This window comes from Cellulosimicrobium protaetiae (assembly GCF_009708005.2).
Taxonomy (GTDB): Bacteria; Actinomycetota; Actinomycetes; order Actinomycetales; family Cellulomonadaceae; genus Cellulosimicrobium; species Cellulosimicrobium protaetiae.
This window is the reverse complement of record NZ_CP052757.1, coordinates 3,226,539-3,248,476: the sequence shown is the minus strand read 5'-3', so window position 1 is coordinate 3,248,476 and position 21,938 is coordinate 3,226,539. Positions and strand designations below refer to the sequence as shown.

Annotated in this window: 24 protein-coding genes; 23 read left to right on the top strand and 1 reads right to left on the bottom strand. The window is 74.2% G+C overall.

Features of this window, described 5'->3' with window-relative positions:
* Window positions 1–65 precede the first annotated feature (65 nt).
* The 14 genes from ffh to FIC82_RS13890 all read left to right on the top strand — a co-directional run bounded on the left by ffh (window position 66) and on the right by FIC82_RS13890 (window position 12,667).
* Complete coding sequence (gene ffh / locus FIC82_RS13955) at window positions 66–1,676, top strand: signal recognition particle protein (RefSeq protein WP_168731888.1); 1,611 nt, start codon at window positions 66–68, stop codon at window positions 1,674–1,676.
* Between the two features lie 148 nt (window positions 1,677–1,824).
* On the top strand, window positions 1,825–2,949 hold the full coding sequence (locus tag FIC82_RS13950; RefSeq protein ID WP_154798927.1) for an amidohydrolase family protein: 1,125 nt from the start codon (window positions 1,825–1,827) through the stop codon (window positions 2,947–2,949).
* Between the two features lie 170 nt (window positions 2,950–3,119).
* On the top strand, window positions 3,120–3,557 hold the full coding sequence (gene rpsP, locus FIC82_RS13945) for a 30S ribosomal protein S16 (protein ID WP_168731887.1): 438 nt from the start codon (window positions 3,120–3,122) through the stop codon (window positions 3,555–3,557).
* Window positions 3,557–3,796 carry an RNA-binding protein gene (locus FIC82_RS13940; protein WP_024840519.1) on the top strand — a complete coding sequence of 80 codons (240 nt, stop codon included), beginning with the start codon at window positions 3,557–3,559 and terminating at the stop codon, window positions 3,794–3,796. Before rpsP ends, FIC82_RS13940 begins: the two co-directional genes overlap by 1 nt.
* 140 nt (window positions 3,797–3,936) lie before the next feature.
* The gene (rimM, locus tag FIC82_RS13935; RefSeq protein WP_154798926.1) at window positions 3,937–4,533 is read left to right on the top strand and encodes a ribosome maturation factor RimM; all 597 of its coding nucleotides are present in this window, start codon (window positions 3,937–3,939) and stop codon (window positions 4,531–4,533) included.
* Between the two features lie 2 nt (window positions 4,534–4,535).
* Complete coding sequence (gene trmD / locus FIC82_RS13930) at window positions 4,536–5,378, top strand: tRNA (guanosine(37)-N1)-methyltransferase TrmD (protein ID WP_168731886.1); 843 nt, start codon at window positions 4,536–4,538, stop codon at window positions 5,376–5,378.
* A 279-nt stretch (window positions 5,379–5,657) separates the two neighbouring features.
* Window positions 5,658–6,017, top strand: a complete 360-nt coding sequence (rplS, locus tag FIC82_RS13925; protein ID WP_154798924.1) for a 50S ribosomal protein L19 — start codon at window positions 5,658–5,660, stop codon at window positions 6,015–6,017.
* Window positions 6,018–6,172: 155 nt separating this feature from the next.
* Entirely contained in the window at window positions 6,173–6,997 is an 825-nt protein-coding gene (lepB, locus tag FIC82_RS13920) for a signal peptidase I (protein ID WP_253691177.1), read from the top strand.
* Window positions 6,994–7,833, top strand: coding sequence for a ribonuclease HII (locus tag FIC82_RS13915; RefSeq protein WP_253691175.1), 840 nt, complete (start codon window positions 6,994–6,996; stop codon window positions 7,831–7,833). The genes lepB and FIC82_RS13915 overlap by 4 nt, the downstream gene beginning before the upstream one ends.
* A 60-nt stretch (window positions 7,834–7,893) precedes the next feature.
* Window positions 7,894–8,193, top strand: a complete 300-nt coding sequence (locus FIC82_RS13910; RefSeq protein ID WP_024840525.1) for a DUF2469 domain-containing protein — start codon at window positions 7,894–7,896, stop codon at window positions 8,191–8,193.
* 114 nt (window positions 8,194–8,307) lie between these two features.
* On the top strand, window positions 8,308–8,667 hold the full coding sequence (locus FIC82_RS13905; RefSeq protein ID WP_154798922.1) for a YraN family protein: 360 nt from the start codon (window positions 8,308–8,310) through the stop codon (window positions 8,665–8,667).
* The gene (locus FIC82_RS13900) at window positions 8,667–10,205 is read left to right on the top strand and encodes a YifB family Mg chelatase-like AAA ATPase (protein ID WP_154798921.1); all 1,539 of its coding nucleotides are present in this window, start codon (window positions 8,667–8,669) and stop codon (window positions 10,203–10,205) included. Before FIC82_RS13905 ends, FIC82_RS13900 begins: the two co-directional genes overlap by 1 nt.
* Complete coding sequence (dprA, locus tag FIC82_RS13895; protein WP_168731885.1) at window positions 10,198–11,523, top strand: DNA-processing protein DprA; 1,326 nt, start codon at window positions 10,198–10,200, stop codon at window positions 11,521–11,523. Before FIC82_RS13900 ends, dprA begins: the two co-directional genes overlap by 8 nt.
* A gap of 235 nt (window positions 11,524–11,758) precedes the next feature.
* On the top strand, window positions 11,759–12,667 hold the full coding sequence (locus tag FIC82_RS13890) for a tyrosine recombinase XerC (protein WP_154800296.1): 909 nt from the start codon (window positions 11,759–11,761) through the stop codon (window positions 12,665–12,667).
* 17 nt (window positions 12,668–12,684) lie between these two features.
* On the opposite strand, the gene FIC82_RS13885 is transcribed toward FIC82_RS13890, so the two are convergent.
* Complete coding sequence (locus tag FIC82_RS13885; RefSeq protein WP_154798920.1) at window positions 12,685–13,305, bottom strand: M23 family metallopeptidase; 621 nt, start codon at window positions 13,303–13,305, stop codon at window positions 12,685–12,687.
* Between the two features lie 430 nt (window positions 13,306–13,735).
* Here FIC82_RS13885 and rpsB point away from each other — a divergent pair, with 430 nt between their 5' ends.
* From rpsB to dxr, 9 genes are all read left to right on the top strand, one after another.
* Entirely contained in the window at window positions 13,736–14,719 is a 984-nt protein-coding gene (rpsB, locus tag FIC82_RS13880) for a 30S ribosomal protein S2 (protein WP_154798919.1), read from the top strand.
* A 131-nt stretch (window positions 14,720–14,850) separates the two neighbouring features.
* Window positions 14,851–15,690 carry a translation elongation factor Ts gene (tsf, locus tag FIC82_RS13875; RefSeq protein WP_154798918.1) on the top strand — a complete coding sequence of 280 codons (840 nt, stop codon included), beginning with the start codon at window positions 14,851–14,853 and terminating at the stop codon, window positions 15,688–15,690.
* 165 nt (window positions 15,691–15,855) lie between these two features.
* Complete coding sequence (pyrH, locus tag FIC82_RS13870; RefSeq protein WP_253691173.1) at window positions 15,856–16,611, top strand: UMP kinase; 756 nt, start codon at window positions 15,856–15,858, stop codon at window positions 16,609–16,611.
* Window positions 16,612–16,679: 68 nt separating this feature from the next.
* The gene (gene frr, locus FIC82_RS13865; RefSeq protein WP_168731883.1) at window positions 16,680–17,237 is read left to right on the top strand and encodes a ribosome recycling factor; all 558 of its coding nucleotides are present in this window, start codon (window positions 16,680–16,682) and stop codon (window positions 17,235–17,237) included.
* A 32-nt stretch (window positions 17,238–17,269) separates the two neighbouring features.
* Window positions 17,270–18,127 carry a phosphatidate cytidylyltransferase gene (locus FIC82_RS13860; protein WP_154798917.1) on the top strand — a complete coding sequence of 286 codons (858 nt, stop codon included), beginning with the start codon at window positions 17,270–17,272 and terminating at the stop codon, window positions 18,125–18,127.
* Window positions 18,128–18,199: 72 nt separating this feature from the next.
* Window positions 18,200–19,345, top strand: coding sequence for a dual-specificity RNA methyltransferase RlmN (gene rlmN, locus FIC82_RS13855; RefSeq protein ID WP_144425681.1), 1,146 nt, complete (start codon window positions 18,200–18,202; stop codon window positions 19,343–19,345).
* Window positions 19,342–19,893, top strand: coding sequence for a DivIVA domain-containing protein (locus tag FIC82_RS13850; protein WP_168731882.1), 552 nt, complete (start codon window positions 19,342–19,344; stop codon window positions 19,891–19,893). The genes rlmN and FIC82_RS13850 overlap by 4 nt, the downstream gene beginning before the upstream one ends.
* 25 nt (window positions 19,894–19,918) lie before the next feature.
* Entirely contained in the window at window positions 19,919–20,680 is a 762-nt protein-coding gene (locus FIC82_RS13845; protein WP_253691169.1) for a class I SAM-dependent methyltransferase, read from the top strand.
* Between the two features lie 56 nt (window positions 20,681–20,736).
* Window positions 20,737–21,936, top strand: coding sequence for a 1-deoxy-D-xylulose-5-phosphate reductoisomerase (dxr, locus tag FIC82_RS13840; RefSeq protein WP_154798916.1), 1,200 nt, complete (start codon window positions 20,737–20,739; stop codon window positions 21,934–21,936).
* The last annotated feature ends 2 nt before the right edge of the window (window positions 21,937–21,938 follow it).

Here is a 21,938-nt window from a genome sequence, read left to right as displayed (position 1 = left end):
TCGGGCGCCGGCAGGCGGGAGCGCCGACGCGGACGAGACTTCCGACGACTGGTGAGGATGACGCGGTGTTCAACACGCTGTCGGACCGACTGACTTCGACCTTCAAGAACCTGCGTGCGAAGGGCCGGCTGTCCGAGGCGGACATCGACGCGACGATCCGGGAGATCCGGCGCGCGCTGCTCGACGCCGACGTGGCCGTCCCGGTCGTGCGCGAGTTCAGCGCGACGGTGCGCGAGCGGGCGCTCTCGTCCGAGGTGTCGGGCGCGCTCAACCCGGCGCAGCAGGTCGTGAAGATCGTCAACGAGGAGCTCGTCGGCATCCTCGGCGGTGAGAGCCGCGGGCTGCGCTTCTCGAAGACCCCGCCGACGGTCATCATGCTGGCCGGCCTCCAGGGTGCGGGCAAGACGACTCTCGCCGGGAAGCTGGCGCTGCACCTGCGCGAGCAGGGGCACACGCCGCTCCTCGTCGCCGCGGACCTGCAGCGGCCGAACGCCGTCACGCAGCTCAGCGTGGTCGCCGACCGTGCCGGGGTCCCGGTCTTCGCCCCCCACCCGGGCAACCAGAGCGGGGTCGAGGTCGACGACGTCATCGGCGACCCGGTCGCCGTCGCGCGCGAGGGCGTCGAGACGGCGCGCCAGCGCCAGCACGACGTCGTCATCGTCGACACCGCGGGACGCCTCGGTCTCGACGCGGTCCTCATGCAGCAGGCGTCGGACATCCGCGACGCGGTGCAGCCGGACGAGGTCCTGTTCGTCATCGACGCGATGATCGGCCAGGACGCCGTCGCGACCGCGAAGGCGTTCGAGGAGGGCGTCGACTTCACGGGCGTCGTGCTCACCAAGCTCGACGGCGACGCGCGCGGAGGTGCCGCGCTCTCCGTCCGTGGCGTCACCGGCCGCCCGATCCTCTTCGCGTCCACGGGCGAGAAGCTCACCGACTTCGAGGCGTTCCACCCGGACCGCATGGCGTCGCGCATCCTCGACATGGGTGACGTCCTGACCCTCATCGAGCAGGCCGAGAAGGCGTTCGACGCCGAGCAGGCCGCGAAGATGGCCGAGAAGGTCGCGACGGGGCAGGACTTCACGCTCGCGGACTTCCTGGTGCAGATGCAGCAGATGAAGAACATGGGCTCGATGAAGAAGATGCTCGGCATGCTGCCGGGCATGGGCCAGATGCGGGAGGCACTCGACAACTTCGACGAGCGCGAGGTCGACCGCATCGAGGCGATCATCCGCTCGATGACCCCCGCGGAGCGCGACAACCCGAAGATCATCAACGGGTCGCGCCGTGCCCGCATCGCGCGGGGCTCCGGCGTCACGACGAGCGACGTCAACCAGCTCCTCGAGCGGTTCGCGGGCGCGCAGAAGATGATGCGGCAGATGAGCCGCGGCGGCGGGATGCCGGGCATGCCGGGCATGGGCAACCTCCCGGGCATGGGCGGCAAGAAGGCCCGCGGGCGCCAGGCGCCGCAGCGCAAGGTCAAGGGGAAGTCGGGCAACCCGGCGAAGCGCGCCGCGCAGGAGCGGGCCGCCGCCGCCCGGGCCGCGGGGGAGGTCACGGGCCCGCCCGCGCCCACCGGCTCTGCGTTCGGCATGGGTCGACCGAGCGAGCCCGCGCAGCCGTCGCCCGACGACCTCCAGCTCCCGCCCGGGTTCGAGAAGCTGCTCGGCCGCTGACGCGTCCGCGGCGGCGTCGTCGGGGCGTGTCGTGCCCCGGTGCGTCCCGCCGCCGCCCGAGCGCTAAGTTATGTCCGTGGTACCGCCCGGTGCCGCGTCGTGCCCGCGAAGCCGGGCCTCGTCCTGACCGTCGTCACCCAGGAGCCGCATGTCCGCGCTGGAAGGCCCCACGCTGCACGTCCGCGGCCACGTCATCGTCGGCGACGACCGCGAGGTGGGCGACCTGTGGGTCAAGGACGGCCGGATCAGCCTCACGCGGCCGTCGGCGCAGGGCACCAACATGGTGGAGCTCGAGGGCTGGGTCCTTCCCGGCCTCGTCGACGTGCACTGCCACGTCGGCCTGGGCGCCCAGGGCGCGGTCGACGCGGCGACGGCCCAGGACCAGGCCGTGACGGACCGCGACAGCGGCGTGCTCCTCGTGCGCGACGCGGGCTCGCCGCTCGACACGCGATGGGTCCACGGCCGCCGCGACCTGCCGCGGCTCGTACGGGCCGGGCGTCACCTCGCACGCCCCAAGCGCTACCTGCGCAGCTACGGGCTCGAGCTCGACGACGTCGCGCAGCTCCCCGAGGCCGTGCGCCGCGAGGCGCGCCAGGGCGACGGCTGGGTGAAGATCGTGGGCGACTGGATCGACCGCGACCTCGGCGCCGAGGGTGACCTGCGACCGCTGTGGCCCGACGACGTCCTCGCCGAGGCGGTGGCCGCCGCGCACGCGGAGGCCGCGCGCGTCACCGTGCACGCGTTCTCGGAGGAGGTGATCCCGTCCCTGCTCGCCGCGGGTGTCGACGGGATCGAGCACGGCACGGGGATCGACCCCGACCTCATGTACGAGATCTCCGAGCGGGGCGTCGCGGTGACACCGACCCTGCTCCAGATCGGGCAGTTCGAGGCGATCGCCCGGCAGGCCGACGGGAAGTACCCGGTGTTCGCGGCGCGCATGCGACGGCTGCACGAGCGCCGGTACGAGCAGGCCCGGGCGTTGTACGAGGCGGGGATCCAGATCCTCGTGGGGACGGACGCGGGCGGGACGATCGCGCACGGCCGCCTCGCGGACGAGTGCGCCGAGCTCGTGGCCGCCGGCATCCCCGACGCGGCCGTCGTCGCGGCGGCGAGCTGGCAGGGCCGGGAGTACCTCGGCTACACGTCGCTCGTCGAGGGTGCCTCCGCCGACTTCGTCGTCTACCCGCAGGACCCGCGCCAGGACGTCGGCGTCCTGCGCGCCCCGACGGCGGTCGTGCTGCGCGGCGAGATCGTCGCGCCGCAGGGCGGCTGAGCGGTCGCCGCAGGTTGGTCCGGGCCGGTCCGGTCTGGCACAATGTCCCGGTACTCGGCGTGCCCCGGCCCCTCTCTCCGGCGCGTGCCGTGTCCTGAACCCCTTCCTCGTCCTGTCCCCACGGGACGGGTCCGGGTTCGCCCGAACCAGAACCAGGAGAGACCACCACTGTGGCCGTCAAGATTCGTCTGAAGCGTCTCGGCAAGATCCGTGCGCCGTACTACCGTGTCGTCGTCGCGGACTCGCGCACCAAGCGTGACGGTCGCGTGATCGAGGAGATCGGCAAGTACCACCCGACCGAGGAGCCCTCGTTCATCGAGATCACCTCGGACCGCGCCCAGTACTGGCTCGGCGTCGGCGCGCAGCCGACCGAGCAGGTGCTCGCGCTCCTCAAGATCACGGGCGACTGGCAGAAGTTCAAGGGCCTGCCCGGCACCGAGGGCACGCTCAAGGTCAAGGGCGAGAAGGTCGACCCGGCCGCCGCGATCGAGGCCGCCGCCGCGGACGCGGAGAAGGTCAAGGCCAAGGCTGCCGAGAAGAAGACCGAGGCTCCGGCCGAGGCGCCCGCCGACACGGCCGACGAGGCCGCTGCCGACGAGCAGGCCTGATGATCGCCGAGGCGCTCGAGCACCTCGTGCGCGGCATCGTGGACAACCCGGACGACGTCCGGGTGAACGCGAAGACGCTGCGTCGCGGTGACCTGCTCGAGGTCCGGGTGCACCCGGACGACCTCGGCCGCGTGATCGGTCGCGGTGGTCGCACCGCCCGTGCCCTGCGCACGGTGATCGGCGCGCTCGCGACCGACGGGCCGGTCCGCGTCGACGTCGTGGACGTCGACCGCCGCTGAGGCCCGCACGATCGTGCCCCGCGAGGGGCCACGGGCAAGGCCCGGCCCGCCGACCGGCGGGCCGGGCCTTCCTGCACCCACCCCCTACCAGGTGCCCGCCCGGCACCGGCCCCGACCAGGACCCCGGAGGAGTGACGACCATGGAGCTGACCGTCGCGCGCGTCGGCAAGGCGCACGGACTGCGTGGCGAGGTCGCGCTCGACCTGCGCACCGACGATCCCGAGGAGCGTCTCGCCGTGGGCGAGCGCCTGGAGACGCGCCCCTCGACGGCCGGGCCGCTGACCGTCGGGACGGTGCGCGTGCACCAGGGGCGGTGGCTCGTCGGCTTCGAGGGCGTCCGCGACCGCACGGCCGCGGAGGCGCTGCGGGGGGTCGAGCTCGTGGTCGACGTCGACGCCTCCGACGAGGAGGACGCGTGGTACCCGCACGAGCTCGTCGGGCTCCGGGCGGAGGACGCTGACGGCCGGGTGCTCGGGCGTGTCGACGGCCTCGAGCACCTGCCCGCGCACGACGTCCTCGTGCTGCGCGAGACGGGCGGCGCCCGCACCCTCGTCCCGTTCGTCCGGCAGATCGTCCCGCTCGTCGACGTGGCCGGGGGCCGCGTCGTGCTCGACCCGCCGGGCGGGCTGCTCGCCTCGGACGCCGACCGGCTCGAGGTGGCGGCACCGGAGGGAGGCGGCGACGCATCGGTCGCCGGTGCGCGCGAGCAGGGCGACGAGCACGACGGCGAGGCCTGACCGTGCGCATCGACGTCGTCACGATCTTCCCCGACTACCTCGCGTCGCTCGACCTGTCGCTCGTCGGCAAGGCCCGCGCGGCAGGGATCCTCGACCTGCGCGTCCACGACCTGCGGGACTGGACGACGGACCGGCACCGCACCGTGGACGACACGCCGTTCGGCGGAGGTGCGGGCATGGTCATGCGGCCCGACGTCTGGGGCCGCGCCATCGACGAGGTGACGGGCCGTGCGGACCCGTCCGGGTCGTCGGTAGCCGTCGACCGCACCCCGCGCGAGGGCGCGCCGGCCCACCTGGTGGTACCGACGCCGTCGGGCGAGACGTTCACGCAGCGCACCGCGGAGGCGCTCGCGACCGAGGAGCACCTCGTCGTCGCCTGCGGGCGCTACGAGGGGATCGACGCGCGCGTCGCCGAGCACTACCGCTCCACCGGGATGCGGGTCAGCGAGCTGTCGATCGGCGACTACGTGCTCAACGGGGGCGAGGTCGCGGCGCTCGTCATGGTCGAGGCCGTCGGACGGCTGCTGCCGGGCGTCGTGGGCAACCCCGAGTCGCTCGTCGAGGAGTCGCACGGCGCCGCGGGACTGCTCGAGTACCCCGTGTACACGAAGCCGCCGGCCTGGGGCGACCTGGAGGTGCCGGACGTGCTGCTCTCCGGGCACCACGCGCGGATCCACCGCTGGCGCCGTGACCAGGCCCTGCGGCGCACGGCCGCGCGACGGCCGGACATGGTGCGCGCGCTCGACGTCGGCACGCTCGACCGGCACGACCTGGAGGTCCTCGCGGGCGCGGGGTGGTCCGTCGTCGACGACCGGCTCGCGCTCGTCGCGCGCGACGCTCCCTGACCACCCCCGCCGCTCACGAAACGGGGTCGGCGACGGGCCTGGCTGCCGCTCGACCTTCCGGGTGTGGCAGAATGGTCGATCGGTGTGTGCCGCCCCGGAACCTCTGCCACAGGGGAGCCCGCGCCCGGATCCTCGGGCGGACTGGCACGACGCGTCGACGACCGCGAGGTGGTCGACCGTCCGCGCCCAGCACGGCACACCCCATCGACAGACGACGACGGCCCGGCGCGCCCGGGCCACGAGCACGCGTCCGACCTGTGGCGGGCGAGGAGAAGCACCATGCACACGCTGGACAGCGTCGACGCAGCATCGCTGCGCAGCGACGTCCCGGACTTCCGTCCCGGCGACACGCTCAAGGTCAACGTCAAGGTCGTCGAGGGCAACCGCTCCCGCGTCCAGGCGTTCCAGGGCGTCGTCATCGCCCGTCAGGGCAGCGGCGTCCGTGAGACGTTCACGGTCCGCAAGATCAGCTTCGGTGTCGGTGTCGAGCGCACGTTCCCCGTGCACTCGCCGTCCATCGAGTCGGTCGAGGTCGTGACGCGCGGTGACGTGCGTCGCGCCAAGCTGTACTACCTGCGCGCGCTGCGCGGCAAGAAGGCGAAGATCAAGGAGAAGCGCGAGACCGCGCCCGCTCGCTGATCGGCTGCCGGCAGGCTCCTGACCGGACCTGCTGCTCCGCTCGTCCGACGGCGGTCGTCCCCTCGAGGGGCGGCCGCCGTCGTCGTTCCCGAGAACACGCGGTCCGAGAGCCGGTCCGTTTCTCGGAAGACGGCAGAAGGTGGCATTGTGAACGCGTGACCGACAGCGCCCCGCCCCGCGGCCCGCATCCCGACGCCGGCACCGAGCGCGCGGCGCTCGGTCCTCGGGGCGACGAGCAGACCCCGCACGGGGAGCACCTCGCGGGGCCCGGGGAGCACCGGTCGGGACGCGGGTCCGAGCGTCCGGCGCGCAAGTCGTCGCTGCTGCGCGAGACGGCGATCATCGTGGTCAGCGCGCTGGTGCTGTCGCTGCTCATCAAGACGTTCCTGGTGCAGGCGTTCTTCATCCCGAGCGCCTCGATGGAGGACACGCTGGTCGAGGGTGACCGGGTGATGGTGTCCCGGCTCGTGCCGGGGGCGTTCGACGTGCACCGCGGCGACGTCGTGGTGTTCAAGGACCCGGGCGGGTGGCTGCCGCCGCCGGTGCCGCAGGAGGAGAGCCCGGTCTCGGAGGCCGTGCGCGCGGCGCTGACGTTCGTCGGTCTGCTGCCGCAGGACACGGGCGAGCACCTCATCAAGCGGGTGATCGGCACGCCCGGTGACCACGTGGTGTGCTGCGACGCGGAGGGGCGCGTGAGCGTCAACGGCGTGTCGATCGACGAGACGTACATCAAGCCCGGGTCGGTCCCGAGCCAGGACCCGTTCGACACCACGGTCCCCGACGACATGCTGTTCGTCATGGGCGACAACCGGCAGAACTCGGCGGACTCGCGCTACAACACCGGGAAGCCGGGCGGTGGTTTCGTCCCGATGGGGAACGTCGTCGGGACGGCCTTCGTCAAGGTCTGGCCGTTGTCGCACCTCGGCCTGCTGCGCAACCCCGGCGACGTGTTCGCCGACGTGCCCGCGGTGGAGCCGTGACGCTCGACGCCGTCGCCCGTCCGGCTCCCGGCACGGCGTCGCCGAGGGCCGCGAGGCGTGCGCCCGCGCGGCGGCGTCCGGACCTGCGCCAGGAGCGCGCGATGCTGCGCGACGGCGCGCGGCTCGTCGCCGGCATGGACGAGGTCGGCCGCGGAGCGCTCGCCGGCCCGGTCTCCGTGGGCGTCGTGGTCGTCGACCTCACGACGAAGCCCTGCCCGCCCGGACTCACCGACTCCAAGCTCCTCACGGCGGCCGCCCGCGAGGCTCTCGTCCCGCTCGCACGCTCGTGGAGCGTCGCGTGGGCCGTGGGCCACGCGGGACCTGCCGAGATCGACGCGCACGGCATCGTGGGCGCACTGCGCCTCGCGGGGCGGCGCGCGCTCGCGCAGGTCCGCCGGACGGTCGGGGACGTCGACGCGGTGCTCCTGGACGGCAAGCACGACTGGCTCAGCAGGCCGTCGGCGGTCGACCTCTTCGAGGCGTTCGACCTCGACCCCCACGACGACGAGCGGTTCGCTGACCCCCGCGTGCGCACCCTGGTCAAGGCCGACCTCCAGTGCGCGTCGGTCGCCGCGGCGAGCGTCCTCGCGAAGACGGAGCGCGACGGTCTCATGACCAGCCTCGCGCGGCAGTACCCCGCCTTCGGGTGGGACCAGAACAAGGGCTACGGTGCGGCGGCGCACGTCGACGCGCTGCGCGAGCACGGGCCGACGCCGCAGCACCGCAGGTCGTGGCGCCTGCCCGAGCGGGGCGACGAGGTGCTCGACGCCCCGGCCTACGGCGAACCGGTCGACGTGCTGGAGCTCGACCCGGCGGCGGGTCTGGCCACGAGCTGACGAACGACGCGCGTCGGCGCCGCGACGAGCGCGGGCCCGGCGATGGTCCATGATGGAGGCGTGAGCGCCGAAGACCTCGAGAACTACGAGACCGAGATGGAGCTCGCGCTGTACCGCGAGTACCGCGACGTGGTGGGCCTGTTCTCGTACGTGGTGGAGACCGAACGCCGCTTCTACCTGGCGAACCAGGTGGACCTCCAGGTGCGGTCCGCGGCCGGTGAGGTGTACTTCGAGCTGCGGCTCGCCGACGCGTGGGTCTGGGACGTGTACCGGTCGGCCCGGTTCGTGAAGTCGGTCCGCGTGGTGACGTTCAAGGACGTCAACGTCGAGGAGCTCGCGAAGGCCGAGCTCCAGCTCTGACAAGGGTCCTGGCCGTCCACAGGCACGTCCTCTGACGGTGGTGCCCACAGGGCCGCACGCGCACCTGGCGCCGCGCACCCGTCGACCTCCACGGTGGGCGGCGGAGGTGAGCCCATGGGAGCGAACGACGCCGTCGGGCGGTACGGGGAGAAGGTGGCCGCGGCCCACCTGGTCGAGGCGGGCTGGACCCTGCTCGACCGCAACTGGCGCGGGACGCGCGGCGAGCTCGACGTCGTCGCCCTGGACGGTGACGTCCTGGTGGTCGTCGAGGTCAAGACCCGGCGGGGGACGGGCTTCGGGCACCCGGCGCAGGCCGTCACCGCGGCGAAGCTCGGTCGCCTGCGACGCCTGACCGGTGAGTGGCTCGCGACCCACGACGTCCGGGCCCGGTCGGTCCGGATCGACGTCGTGGCCGTGGTCGTGGCCAGGGCGGGCGCCGCGCAGGTCGAGCACCTCGTCGGGGTGAGCGCCTGATGGGCCTCGGCACGACCCGCGCGGTCGCGCTCGTCGGGCTCACGGGGCACGTCGTGGAGGTCCAGGCGCACCTCGCGGCGTCGGTGCCCGGGTTCGTGCTCGTCGGGCTCCCCGACACGGCGCTGAGCGAGTCACGGGACCGTGTCCGCGCCGCGGTCACCTCGTCGGGGATCCCGTGGCCCCAGCGCAAGGTCACGATCAACCTCTCCCCGGCCGCGCTGCCGAAGTCGGGGACGGGCTTCGACGTCGCGATCGCCGTCGCGCTGCTCGCCGGGGCACAGGTCGTCCCGGCGCGCGCCGTGCAGGACGTGGTGCACCTCGGGGAGCTGGGGCTCGACGGCCGGCTCCAGCCCGTGCGCGGAGTCCTGCCGGCCGTGGCGGCCGCCGTCGCGTCCGGGTTCCGCGACGTCGTCGTCCCTGCTGCCGACGTCGAGGAGGCGAGCCTCGTCCCGGGCGCGCGCGTGGTGGGGGCGGCGAGCCTCGCGGACGTGGCGCGCCTGCACGGGGCGATGCTCGACGGACCGGGCGGTGGCGTGCCGCCGGTCGTCGTACCGCGCGCGGCCGACGTGCGCGCCCGGCCGGGCGACCTGGCCGACGTCGTGGGCCAGGGCGAGGCGCGGCACGCGCTCGAGGTGGCGGCCGCGGGCGGCCACCACCTGCTCCTGGTCGGGGCGCCCGGGGCGGGCAAGACGATGCTCGCGTCGCGGCTCCCCGGCATCCTGCCCGACCTCACGGAGAGCGAGGCGGTCGAGGTCACCGCCGTCCACTCGGTCGCCGGGGTCTTCGACCCGGGCGCCGGTCTGCTCCGGCGGCCGCCCTTCGAGGACCCCCACCACACCGCGACCCCGGCGGCGATCGTCGGCGGAGGGAGCGGCCTGCCGCGTCCCGGTGCCGCGTCGCGCGCCCACCGCGGGGTCCTCTTCCTGGACGAGGCCCCCGAGTTCGGGGCGCGGGTCCTCCAGACGTTGCGGCAGCCCCTGGAGCACGGCGAGCTCGTGATCCACCGGGCCGGCGGGACCGCCCGGTACCCGGCGCGCTTCCAGCTCGTCCTCGCCGCCAACCCGTGCCCGTGCGGCAAGGGGGTCGGCAAGGGCCTCGAGTGCACGTGCTCGCCCGTCGCGCAGCGGCGGTACTTCGGCAGGCTCTCCGGGCCGCTGCTCGACCGGGTCGACGTGCAGGTCGAGGTCCGGCCCGTGACCCGCGTCGAGCGGGCAGGAGCGGGCGCGCCGGAGGCGAGCGCCGTCGTCGCGCGCCGGGTCGGCGCCGCGCGGGCCGCGGCCGCGGCCCGCCTGGCGGGGACACCGTGGCGGACGAACGCCGAGGTGCCCGGCACCTGGCTGCGGGAGCGTCTCGGCGCCGACCCCGGTCTGCTCGCGGACGTCGACACGGCGCTCGACCGGGGCACCCTGAGCCTGCGCGGCGCCGACCGCGTGCTGCGTCTCGCGTGGACGGTGGCCGACCTCGCGGGCCGCGACGCGCCGAGCCGGAGCGACGTCGGTGCCGGCCTCGCCCTCCGCACACGGGGCTACCGTGGCTGAGCGCCCGACCCGTCCGAGCGCGTCGCGGCGGCCCGTGTTCGACGTCACCGACGACCGGCTCGCCCGCGCGGCCTGGTCACGCATCGCCGAGCCCGGGGACGACGTCGCGGTCGCGCTCGTGGAGCAGCTCGGCGCCGGACCGGCGCTCGCCTGGCTCCACGAGGCCGTCGACGACCCGGCCGAGGCTCGTCGTACGCTCGTCGCCCGCTCCGAGACCGTCCCCACGTCGGGGCCGACGCGCGGGGTCGGGCTCGCCGGCCCGGTGCCCGAGGACCCGAGCGGCGACGGGGCGTCGCACGACGCCAGGAGCCGCTCCGTCGCACGGCTCCTGCGAGGTGTCGCGCGGTGGGCGCCACGGCTCGACGGGCTCGACCCGCGACGTGAGCTGCGCGTCCTGGAACGACTCGGGGGCACCCTCGTCGTCCCGGGCGACCCCGGGTGGCCCGGCGCCCTCGCCGACCTCGGCGCGGCGGTGCCGATCGCGCTGTGGGTGCGGGGCGCACCCGGTCTCGCGGGGCTCGCCGCCCGGTCCGTGGCCGTGGTCGGGGCGCGCGCGTGCACCGACTACGGGCGGCACGTCACGGGCGAGATCGCCTCCGGGGTCGCCGCACGAGGGTTCACCGTGGTGTCCGGCGGTGCCTACGGGATCGACGCCGCCGCGCACCGGGCGGCGCTCGTGTCGGGCGGGCCGACGGTGGCGTTCCTCGCGGGCGGGGTGGACCGGCTCTACCCGGCGGGGAACACGGACCTGCTCCGCGCCGTCGTCGAGACCGGGGGAGCGGTGGTGTCCGAGGTACCGCCCGGCTCCGTACCGAGCCGGGTGCGGTTCCTGCAGCGCAACCGGCTCATCGCGGCGTTCTCGGGGGCGACCGTCGTCGTCGAGGCGGCCTGGCGCTCGGGGTCGCTCAGCACGGCGACCCGGGCGACCGAGCTCTCCCGACCGGTCGGTGCGGTGCCCGGGCCGGTGACGTCGATGGCGTCGACGGGTTGCCACCGGCTGCTGCGGGACGGTGCCGCGGTGTGCGTCACCGACGCCGACGAGGTGGCGGAGCTCGCGGGGAGCCTGACGCGCGACGCCGCACCCGGTGCGCCTCCCGTGGCAGGGGGCGCGTCGCGCCGCGCCGACTACGACGGTCTCGACGGTGTCGAGACCCGTGCGTGGGACGCGCTCCCGCTCCGTTCGGGCGCGCCGACGGACGCGGTCGCCCGCTCGGCCGGGCTCGCGGTCGCCGACGCGATGAGCGCCCTCGGCAGGCTGGAGGTCCGCGGCCTGGCCGAGCGCACGGCAGGCGGTTGGCGGCGCGTGCGCCCGGGATGAGTCGTGCGCGAGGCGTCACGCCGGCTCGGCGGTGCCCGGGGACGCGGGCACGCTCGTCGGCCCGAGCACCGGGCACGGAGACGGCCCGGAGGAGGCGCCCCCGGAGCGCCTCCACGCGCCCGGCTCGGCCCGGCAGCAGACTGGGAGCGTGACGGAGACCCGACCGACCGGAGGCGGAGACGGGGGCACGGCGCCCGTCGCGCCCGACGAGCCGCAGGCCACCACCCCGGAGGCGTTGCCCGAGACGTTCCGTGTGGCCGTCGACGACTTCGCCGCGCACCTCCGTGTCGCCCAGGGCTCGTCCGACCACACGGTGCGCGCGTACGTCGGCGACGTCGAGGCGCTGCTGCGTCATGTCGCACGGCACGGCACGGGGACGCTCGCGGAGGTCGACCTGGCTGCGCTCCGCACCTGGCTGACCGAGCAGTCGGAGAGGGGCCTCGCACGGGCGACGCTCGCGCGTCGAGGAGCGGCCGCACGAGCGTTCTTCGACTGGGCGCGGCGGACCGGCCGCGTCGCGGACGACCCTGCGGCACGCCTGGCGAGCCCTCGTGTGCCGCGCACGCTGCCGACCGTCCTCGCGGTCGACGCGGCGGCCCGGATGCTCGACGCGGCGCGCGAGGCCGCGGTCGAGGGCGACCCGGCACGCGTGCGGGAGTGGGCGGCGGCGGAGCTGCTCTACGGGGCCGGTGTCCGTGTCGGCGAGCTCGCCGGCACGGACGTGGACGACGTGGACCTCGCACAGCGTGTCGTCCGCGTGCTCGGCAAGGGGGACAAGGAACGGGTCGTCCCGTTCGGGGTCCCGGCGGCCCGCGCACTGGACCGGTGGCTCGACGTCGGGCGCCCCGCGCTGGTCACGGCGCGGAGCGGTCCTGCGCTCCTCGTCGGTGACCGCGGCGGCCGCTGGGGTGAGCGGCAGGTGCGCGACGCCGTGCACCGGCTCGCCGCCGACGCCGGGGTCGACGACGTCGCCCCGCACGACCTGCGCCACAGCGCCGCGACCCACCTGCTGGCGGGCGGGTCCGACCTGCGCAGCGTCCAGGAGATCCTCGGGCACTCCTCGCTCGCGACGACCCAGCGCTACACGCACGTCACCGCGGAGCGGCTGCGGAGCTCGTTCGAGCAGGCCTTCCCTCGCGCCTGACACCCTGCCGCACCCGGTCACGGCTCCCCGAGCGGGAGGAGCACGATCGGCGGACGGTCGCCCAGGAGGGCGAGCGGGTCCACGTAGCGATCCCCGCGCCGCACGCCCCAGTGCACGCAGGTCCCCGGGCAGTGGCTCCCGAGGGCGTCCTGCGAGGCCTGGAGCGTGCCGACGACCGCGCCGGCCGCGACCCGCGACCCCCGCGGGACGACGCCGGTCACGGGTTCGAGCGAGGTGCGCAGCCCGTCGTCGTGCGTGACGACGACCACGCCGCGGCCCGCGACGGGACCGGCGAACGTCACGACCCCCGGTGCCGGGGAACGGACCGGGGCGCCGGGCGTCGCGGCGAGGTCGACGCCCCGGTGCCCGGGGAGCCAGTCCTGCTCGGGCGGGTCGAAGGGCGCGAGGACCTCCAGGTCGTCGGGCGCGAGGTCGAGCGGGGGCACCCAGGCGGCGGTGGCCGAGGCCTCCGCGAGTGCGTGGGGCGTGACCACGGCGCCGGGCGCGGCGTCCGCCACGGGGCCGGCGGACAGGACGAGCACGCTCAGCACGATCCCGAGCGTGCGCCGACGGGGTGCCGCGGGCGACGGCGAGGGGGCTGTCGAGGTGACGGTGAGCGAGAGGTGGTCGGGAGCCATCGCGCCAGGGTGTCGTACCCCGCCGGAGAGCGGGTCGCGGTCGTGCCGGCCTGTGGACGGGCGGCCCGCCGCGTACCCGGGGACGGCGGCTGTGGTCGGCCGAGCCGTCGGGTAGACTTGCCGCTGCGACCGGCGCGTTCGCCGTGCCCGGACCGGGGTCCCGACCCCGGCCGAGGGCGGAGCCGGTCGACATCGCGCGTCACGTCCTCGCCCGTGCTCCCGGCTCCGCCGGACGGGTGGGGCCGCGTCCGGCGTCGGTCCCGCTCGCCCCTGCTCGCAGGGTGCGGCGCGGGCGTCGGCTCGGGTGGCGCCAGGGGTGCGACCACGAGGTCGTCACCGACAACCGCACCGCGGTCCGTCCTCCGGGAGGGGCCGCCAGAAGCGTGCGCGCACCGGGTGGATCCCGGGCCGCACGGCGAAAGGACGTGTCATGGCCGTCGTGACCATGCGCCAGCTCCTCGAGAGCGGTGTCCACTTCGGGCACCAGACCCGCCGTTGGAACCCGAAGATGAAGCGTTTCATCTTCACCGAGCGCAACGGCATCTACATCGTCGACCTCCAGCAGTCGCTGTCGTACATCGACCGCGCGTACGAGTTCGTCAAGGAGACCGTCGCGCACGGCGGCTCCATCCTCTTCGTCGGCACCAAGAAGCAGGCCCAGGAGCCCGTGGCCGAGCAGGCCGCGCGCGTCGGGATGCCCTACGTGAACCACCGCTGGCTCGGCGGCATGCTCACGAACTTCACCACGGTGCACAAGCGTCTCCAGCGCCTCAAGGAGCTCGAGGAGATCGACTTCGACGACGTCGCCGGCTCCGGTTTGACCAAGAAGGAGCTCCTCGTCCTGCGTCGCGAGAAGGACAAGCTCGCGCGCACGCTCGGCGGCATCCGTGACATGGCGAAGGTCCCCTCCGCCGTGTGGATCGTCGACACGAACAAGGAGCACCTCGCGGTCGACGAGGCGCGCAAGCTCAACATCCCGATCGTCGCGATCCTCGACACGAACTGCGACCCCGACGTCGTGGACTACAAGATCCCGGGCAACGACGACGCCATCCGCTCCGTCACGCTGCTCACGCGCGTGATCGCGGACGCCGCCGCCGAGGGTCTGCTCCAGCGTCACTCCGGCCGTTCGGGTGCCGAGACCGAGGCGGGCGCCGAGGCCGAGCCGCTGGCCGAGTGGGAGCGCGAGCTCCTCGCCGGTGCCGAGAAGCAGCTCGAGGCCGACGAGACCGCCGCCGAGGCGAACGTCGAGGCCGCCGTGGCCGAGGAGGTCGCCGAGGCTGCTGCCGAGGTCGCCGCCGAGGAGCCGGGTGACGCCGCTGCCGAGGTCGTCGCGGAGGTCGCCGCCGAGGCTGCCGTCGTGGCCGACGCCGAGGCCGTCGTCGCCGACGCCGAGGCCGACGAGACCAAGTGACGTCCCGGGGTGCGCGGCGGGCGACCGCCGCGCACCCCGCGCCGCGCCACCGGCGCACCGGCACCGGCGCGGTGCCACCAGCACGTCCCTGTGACGAAGAACCCGTGACGAACCACGAGTGAGGAACCACCATGGCGAACTACACCGCCGCTGACATCAAGGCCCTGCGCGAGCGCACCGGCGCCGGCATGCTCGACGTCAAGAAGGCTCTCGACGAGGCGGACGGCGACGCGGAGAAGGCGCTCGAGATCATCCGCGTCAAGGGTCTGAAGGGCGTCGCCAAGCGCGAGGGCCGCTCGACCTCCGAGGGCCTCATCGCCGTCGACATCCGCGACACCGAGGGTGGCCAGGTCGCGACGCTCATCGAGCTCAACTCCGAGACGGACTTCGTCGCGAAGAACGAGACGTTCATCTCCCTCGCGGACCGCGTCCTCAAGGCCGCCGCCGAGGCCGGTGCCCGTGACGCCGACGCGGCGCTCGCCGCGGACGCGGACGGCGAGACCGTCCAGCAGGTCATCGACAACCAGGCCGCGACGCTCGGCGAGAAGATCGTCCTGCGTCGCGTGACCCGCGTCGCGGGCGAGCGCGTCACCGCGTACCTGCACCGCACCGCGCGCGACCTGCCGCCGTCGATCGGCGTCGTCGTCGCCACGGACGCCGCGGGCGAGGCCGTCGCGAAGGACGTCGCGCAGCACGTCGCCGCGATGTCCCCGACGTACCTGTCGCGCGACGAGGTCCCGGCCGACACGGTCGAGAACGAGCGCCGCATCGCCGAGGAGACCTCGCGCAACGAGGGCAAGCCCGAGGCCGCGCTGCCGAAGATCATCGAGGGTCGCCTCAACGGCTACTTCAAGGACGTCGTCCTCGTCGACCAGCCGCTCGCGAAGGACCCCAAGAAGACGGTCGGCCAGGTCGTCTCCGAGGCCGGCGGCACCATCACCGAGTTCGTGCGGTACCGCGTCGGCGCCTGACGCCCCCGTCGGCCCGGTCCCCACGCCCGCGCGGCGTCGGGGCCGGGCCGACCGCGCACCCGGGGCGAGGCCCTGCGTGCGCGACGAACGCCGTCGTGCCGGATCATCGGGTGGACGACGGCGGAGCAGGACCACCCCGCCCCACCGGGCCAGGACGAAGGACAGGTGTCGACAGTGACGGCGAGCGAGCAGACCACGCCCCGAGCGGGGACCGAGCACCGGCGGGTGCTCCTCAAGCTGTCGGGCGAGACGTTCGGCGGCGGGCAGATCGGTCTCGCGCCCGACGTCGTCCAGCGCGTGGCCCAGGAGATCGCGGACGCGGTCGCCCAGGGCGTCCAGGTCGCCATCGTCGTCGGCGGCGGGAACTTCTTCCGCGGCGCCGAGCTCTCCCAGCGCGGGCTCGACCGGGCGCGTGCCGACTACATGGGCATGCTCGGCACGGTCATGAACTGCCTCGCGCTCCAGGACTTCCTCGAGCAGGCGGGGGTGAAGACGCGCGTGCAGACCGCCATCACCATGGGCCAGGTCGCCGAGCCGTACATCCCGCTGCGCGCGATCCGCCACCTCGAGAAGGGCCGCGTCGTCATCTTCGGCGCGGGCGCAGGGATGCCGTACTTCTCCACCGACACGGTCTCCGTGCAGCGCGCCCTCGAGACGCACTGCCAGGAGGTCCTCATGGGCAAGAACGGCGTGGACGGCGTCTACACGGCCGACCCCCGCACGGACCCGTCGGCCACGAAGCTCGACCACCTCACGTACACCGACGCGCTCGTCAACGACCTCGGGGTCATGGACGCGACGGCGCTGAGCCTGTGCCGCGACAACGACGTGCGGATGCGCGTCTTCGGCATGGGCGAGCCGGGGAACGTCACCCGGGCCCTGGTCGGCGAGAATATTGGGACACTGGTCACGACCGACTGACGACGGACAGACGACGGACAGACGACGGACACCGCACGACCCCACCGACGAACGACGAAGGAGCACTGGTGATCGACGAGACCCTCCTCGAGGCCGAGGAGAAGATGGACAAGGCCGTCGAGGTGGCCAAGGAGGACTTCGCCGCGATCCGCACGGGCCGTGCGAACGCCGCGATGTTCAACAAGATCACGGTCGACTACTACGGCGCGCCGACGCCGCTGCAGCAGCTCGCGTCGTTCACGGTGACCGAGGCGCGCACGATCCTCGTCTCGCCGTTCGACAAGAGCTCGATGGCGGCGGTCGAGAAGTCGCTGCGCGACTCCGACCTCGGCGTGAACCCCTCGAACGACGGCAACGTGATCCGCGTCGTGCTGCCCGCCCTCACGGAGGAGCGCCGCCGGGACTTCGTCAAGCTCGCGAAGTCGAAGGCCGAGGACTCGCGCGTCGCGATCCGCAACGTGCGTCGTCGCGCCAAGGAGGAGCTGGACCGCATCGCGCGCGACGGCGAGGCCGGCGAGGACGAGGTCGCTCGCGCCGAGAAGGAGCTCGAGGGCCTCACCAAGGCGCACGTGGACCAGGTCGACGCGCTGCTGGCGGGCAAGGAGAGCGAGCTGCTCGAGGTCTGAGCACCTCGCCCGGCGAGCTCCTCCACGCACCGATGACAGACACCTCCTCGACCGCCGCCGGCGACAGCACCTCCGCAGGCCGCGCCCCGAAGGCGGGCCGCAACCTTCCCGCGGCGATCGCGGTGGGCCTCGGCCTGCTCGCGCTCGTCGCGGCGAGCCTCGCCTTCCGTCCCGAGTTCTTCGTGCTCCTCGCGACCGTGGCGGTCGGGGCGGCGCTGTGGGAGCTGGCGCAGGCGTTCAAGCGCCGTGACCTGCACCTGCCGCTCCTCCCGCTGCTGGTCGGGACGGTCGGCATCCTCGTGTCCTCGTTCTACTCGGGGCCCGAGGCGCTGTTCGTCTCGTTCATGCTCACGGTCGCGGGCGCTGTCGTGTGGCGGGTCATCGACGGGTCGGGGACGGCGGCGGTGCGGGACGCGGCCGCGGCCACGTTCGCGGCGGCGTACCTGCCGTTCATGGCCGGCTTCGTCATGCTCATGCTCGCCGCCCCCGACGGGCGCGTCCGGGTGCTGATCTTCATCCTGCTCGCCGTCGCGAACGACGTCGGAGGGTACGTCGCGGGCGTGCTGTTCGGCCGGCACCCGCTGGCCCCGTCGGTGAGCCCCAAGAAGTCCTGGGAGGGTCTGGCCGGCTCGTTCGTGCTCGCGACGGCGGTCGGCGTGGTCGGTGCCGTGGTGGGCCTCGGCGTGAGCCCGCTCGTGGGTGTCGCGCTGGGCGTCCTCGCCCCGCTCACGGCCACGATCGGCGACCTCGCCGAGTCGATGATCAAGCGCGACCTAGAATTGAAGGACATGGGGTCGCTCCTGCCCGGTCACGGAGGCATCCTGGACCGGCTCGACTCCATGCTCCTCACCGCCCCGTTCGTGTACGTGCTCCTCGCGCTGGCCGTCTGACCGCCGTCCGACAGCCCGACCGCACCGCGGTGCGAACCGTCCGCACGACCCCCCCCACGCTTGGACCTCCTCATGACCGTCCGTTCCGTCCGCCCCTCCGCGGAGTCGAAGCCGCTCCCGCTCGTCATGACCGCGCCGCGGCGCGGCAAGCCGCCGCGCCACTTCGCCGACCTCGCGCCGGAGGAGGTGCGCGACGTCGTCGTCGAGCTGGGGGAGAAGCCGTTCCGGGCCAAGCAGCTCGCGACGCACTACTACGCGCACCTCACGCGCGACCCCGAGGCGATGACGGACCTGCCGAAGGCGACGCGCGACGTGCTCACGGACGCGCTCTTCCCGCCGCTGCTCACCGCGGCGCGCCGGATGGAGGCCGACGGCGGGACGACCGTCAAGACGCTGTGGCACCTCTTCGACGGCGCCAAGGTCGAGTCGGTGCTCATGCGCTACCCGCAGCGCTCGACGCTGTGCGTGTCGAGCCAGGCGGGGTGCGGCATGGCGTGCCCGTTCTGCGCGACCGGGCAGCTCGGCCTCACGCGCAACCTGTCCGTCGCCGAGATCGTCGAGCAGGTGCGTTCCGCGGCCCGCTCGCTCGCGGACGGGGAGATCCCCGGCGGCGCGACCCGGCTCAACAACCTCGTGTTCATGGGCATGGGGGAGCCGCTCGCGAACTACAAGGCCGTCATGGGCACCGTGCGCCGCCTCGTCGCGCCGGCCCCGGACGGTCTCGGCATGTCGGCGCGCAACATCACCGTCTCGACGGTCGGGCTCGTCCCGGCGATGCGCAAGCTCGCGGACGAGGGGATCCCGGTGACGCTCGCGCTGTCGCTGCACGCCCCCGACGACGACCTGCGCAGCGAGCTCGTGCCGATCAACACGCGGTGGAGCGTCGACGAGACGCTCGACGCGGCGCGGCACTACTTCGAGGTCACGGGCCGGCGCGTGAGCATCGAGTACGCGCTCATCAAGGACATGAACGACCACGCGTGGCGCGCCGACCTGCTCGGCGAGAAGCTCAACGCGCGCGGCCGCGGCTGGGTGCACGTCAACCCGATCCCGCTCAACCCGACGCCCGGCTCGATCTGGACGGCCAGCGACCCTGCCGTCGAGGCGGAGTTCGTGGCACGATTGCGCGGGCACGGGATCCCGACGACGATCCGTGACACCCGCGGCAGCGACATCGACGGCGCCTGCGGGCAGCTCGCTGCAGAGGAGGACGAGTGAGTTCGCTGTTCACCACGGTCGGCAAGACCCGGAACGGGTACGACCCGGAGGAGGTCGACGACTTCTTCGAGCACGCGCGCGACGTGTACGAGGGCCGGGTGTCCGAGCGCCTGACGAGCACCGAGATCCAGGCCTCGGTCTTCGACCTGGTCCGTGGTGGGTACGACACGCACGAGGTCGACGCCGCGCTGGACCGGCTCGAGGGCGCGTTCATCGCGCGCCAGCGCGCGGAGTACGTCGCCGCGCACGGCCAGCAGGCCTGGATGAACGCGCTCGCGGAGCGCGCCCGGTCGCTCTACGGTCGCCTGGGCCGCCCGGACGGCGAGAAGTTCGCGCTCGCGGAGCGCGGCAAGCCCGCCTACGACGTCGACGACGTCGACGACCTGTGCGACCGGCTCGTCGCCTACTTCGACCGCCAGGTCCCGATCACCGCGGCGGAGATCCGGTCCGCGACGTTCGGTCGCGCACGCGGTCGCGACGGCTACGCGGAGGGCCCGGTCGACGCCTTCTTCGCGCGGGCCATCGAGGTCCTGCTCGGCGTCGAGTGACGACGCGTCGTCGTCCCCGACGCGCGTGAGCCTCGATCCCCGGACCTCCTCGAGCCCCCTGGTCCGGGGTGCGGCGTCGTGGCTGAGCGACCTCAACGCCCGGCACCCCTGGAACCACAACGACCACTTCCATGGCTGGGTCGCGCGGCGCGTGCGGCACGACGCCCGGGTCGTGCTCGACGTGGGCTGCGGGGCCGGCGTGCTGCTCGGCAGGCTGCGCGGACGGGCCGGAGAGGTCCACGGGATCGACGTCGACCCCGGCATGCTCGCCCAGGCCCGCGCGCGCCACGTCGCGGACCCTGCGGTCGTCGTACGGATGCTGAGGTTCGACGACGTCCGCTCGCCCGACGACGTCCGCTCGCCTGACGGGACCGCTCCGCTCGAGCACCCGGTGGGGGCGGACGTCGACGGCACGAGCGGTTACGACGCGGTGACGATGGTCGCGGTGCTGCACCACCTCGACCTGGACGAGGCACTGGGGCACGCCCGGGACCTGCTCGGCCCGGGCGGTCGCCTGCTCGTCGTGGGTCTCGCGCGCGTGGCGTCGGCGCGCGACCTCGCCGTCGACGTCGCGTCCGCGGTCCTCAACCCGCTCGTCGGCCTCGTGAAGCACCCCCGCCGAGCCCGGCCCGGCGACGCCGGGCCCGACGCTCCGGGCATGCCCGTGCGGGACCCTCAGCACTCCGTCGACGAGATCGCGCGCACGGCCCGAGCGCGTCTCCCCGGGGCGCGCGTCCGACGTCGGCTCTTCTTCCGCTACACGATCGAGTGGACCGCCCCGCGCTGACCGGACGGCAGCCCGGCGTGCGCACGCACGGCCCCGGGGCTGGGAGGATGGGGATCATGCCCGACAGTCCCGCTCGCACCTCCCGCACCGTGACGATCCTCGGCTCGACCGGGTCGATCGGCACGCAGGCGATCGACGTCGTCCGGGCCCACCCCGGCCGGTTCCGCGTCGACGCGCTCTCGGCGGGCGGCGGCGACGTCGACCTGCTCGCGCGTCAGGCCGCAGATCTCGGGGTGCGCGCGGTCGGGGTCGCGGACGCGTCCCGTGCGGCCGGCCTCCGCGAGGCGCTGGCGGGAGCCTTCGCGGGCAGGGAGGACGTCCCCGAGGTGCTCGCCGGACCCGACGCAGCGACCGAGCTCGCCGGCCGGGGGAGCGACGTCGTCCTCAACGGCGTGACCGGCTCCGTCGGCCTCGGCCCGACCCTCGCCGCGCTGCGCGCCGGGTCGACGCTCGCGCTCGCGAACAAGGAGTCGCTCGTCGCCGGGGGCGCGCTCGTGCGCGCGGCGCAGCAGCGCCACGACCAGATCGTGCCCGTCGACTCCGAGCACTCGGCGATCGCGCAGTGCCTGCGCTCCGGGACGCGCGCGGAGGTGCGCCGCCTGATCCTCACGGCGTCGGGCGGCCCGTTCCGCGGGTGGGACGCGGACGCGGTGAAGGCGGCGACCGTCGACCAGGCGCTCGCGCACCCCACCTGGGCCATGGGGCCGGTCGTCACCGTGAACTCCGCGAGCCTCATGAACAAGGGGCTCGAGCTCATCGAGGCGCACCTGCTCTTCGACGTGCCGGCCGACGACATCACGGTCGTCGTGCACCCGCAGTCCGTGGTGCACTCGATGGTCGAGTTCGTCGACGGCTCGACCATCGCGCAGGCGTCGCCCCCGGACATGCGCCTGCCCATCGCGCTAGGGCTGTCGTGGCCCGACCGGCTCGACCCGGTGACCCCGCCGTGCGACTGGACGGCCGCCACGTCGTGGACGTTCGAGCCGCTCGACGACGCCGCGTTCCCGGCGGTGCACCTCGCGCGCGCGGCCGTCGCGGCGAGCGCGACCCACCCGGCCGTGTACAACGCGGCCAACGAGGAGGCCGTCGCGGCGTTCCTCAGCGGACGCGCAGGTTTCGGTGACATCGTGACGACGGTCGAGCGCGTGCTCGCGGCGCACGACGGAACCCCCGCGGACACCGTGACGTTGGACGACGTGGCGGGAGCCGAGGCGTGGGCGCGGGCCCGTGCGCACGAGATCCTGGACCGCCGGTGACG

What these genes read in the sequence shown, in the direction of transcription:
- FIC82_RS13950 (WP_154798927.1), top strand. Translation starts at nt 1,825, where the DNA reads ATGTCCGCGCTGGAAGGCCCCACGCTGCACGTCCGCGGCCACGTCATC.
- FIC82_RS13940 (WP_024840519.1), top strand. Translation starts at nt 3,557, where the DNA reads ATGATCGCCGAGGCGCTCGAGCACCTCGTGCGCGGCATCGTGGACAAC.
- rimM (WP_154798926.1), top strand. Translation starts at nt 3,937, where the DNA reads ATGGAGCTGACCGTCGCGCGCGTCGGCAAGGCGCACGGACTGCGTGGC.
- rplS (WP_154798924.1), top strand. Translation starts at nt 5,658, where the DNA reads ATGCACACGCTGGACAGCGTCGACGCAGCATCGCTGCGCAGCGACGTC.
- FIC82_RS13905 (WP_154798922.1), top strand. Translation starts at nt 8,308, where the DNA reads ATGGGAGCGAACGACGCCGTCGGGCGGTACGGGGAGAAGGTGGCCGCG.
- FIC82_RS13900 (WP_154798921.1), top strand. Translation starts at nt 8,667, where the DNA reads ATGGGCCTCGGCACGACCCGCGCGGTCGCGCTCGTCGGGCTCACGGGG.
- FIC82_RS13885 (WP_154798920.1), bottom strand. Translation starts at nt 13,305, where the DNA reads ATGGCTCCCGACCACCTCTCGCTCACCGTCACCTCGACAGCCCCCTCG.
- rpsB (WP_154798919.1), top strand. Translation starts at nt 13,736, where the DNA reads ATGGCCGTCGTGACCATGCGCCAGCTCCTCGAGAGCGGTGTCCACTTC.
- tsf (WP_154798918.1), top strand. Translation starts at nt 14,851, where the DNA reads ATGGCGAACTACACCGCCGCTGACATCAAGGCCCTGCGCGAGCGCACC.
- FIC82_RS13860 (WP_154798917.1), top strand. Translation starts at nt 17,270, where the DNA reads ATGACAGACACCTCCTCGACCGCCGCCGGCGACAGCACCTCCGCAGGC.
- rlmN (WP_144425681.1), top strand. Translation starts at nt 18,200, where the DNA reads ATGACCGTCCGTTCCGTCCGCCCCTCCGCGGAGTCGAAGCCGCTCCCG.
- dxr (WP_154798916.1), top strand. Translation starts at nt 20,737, where the DNA reads ATGCCCGACAGTCCCGCTCGCACCTCCCGCACCGTGACGATCCTCGGC.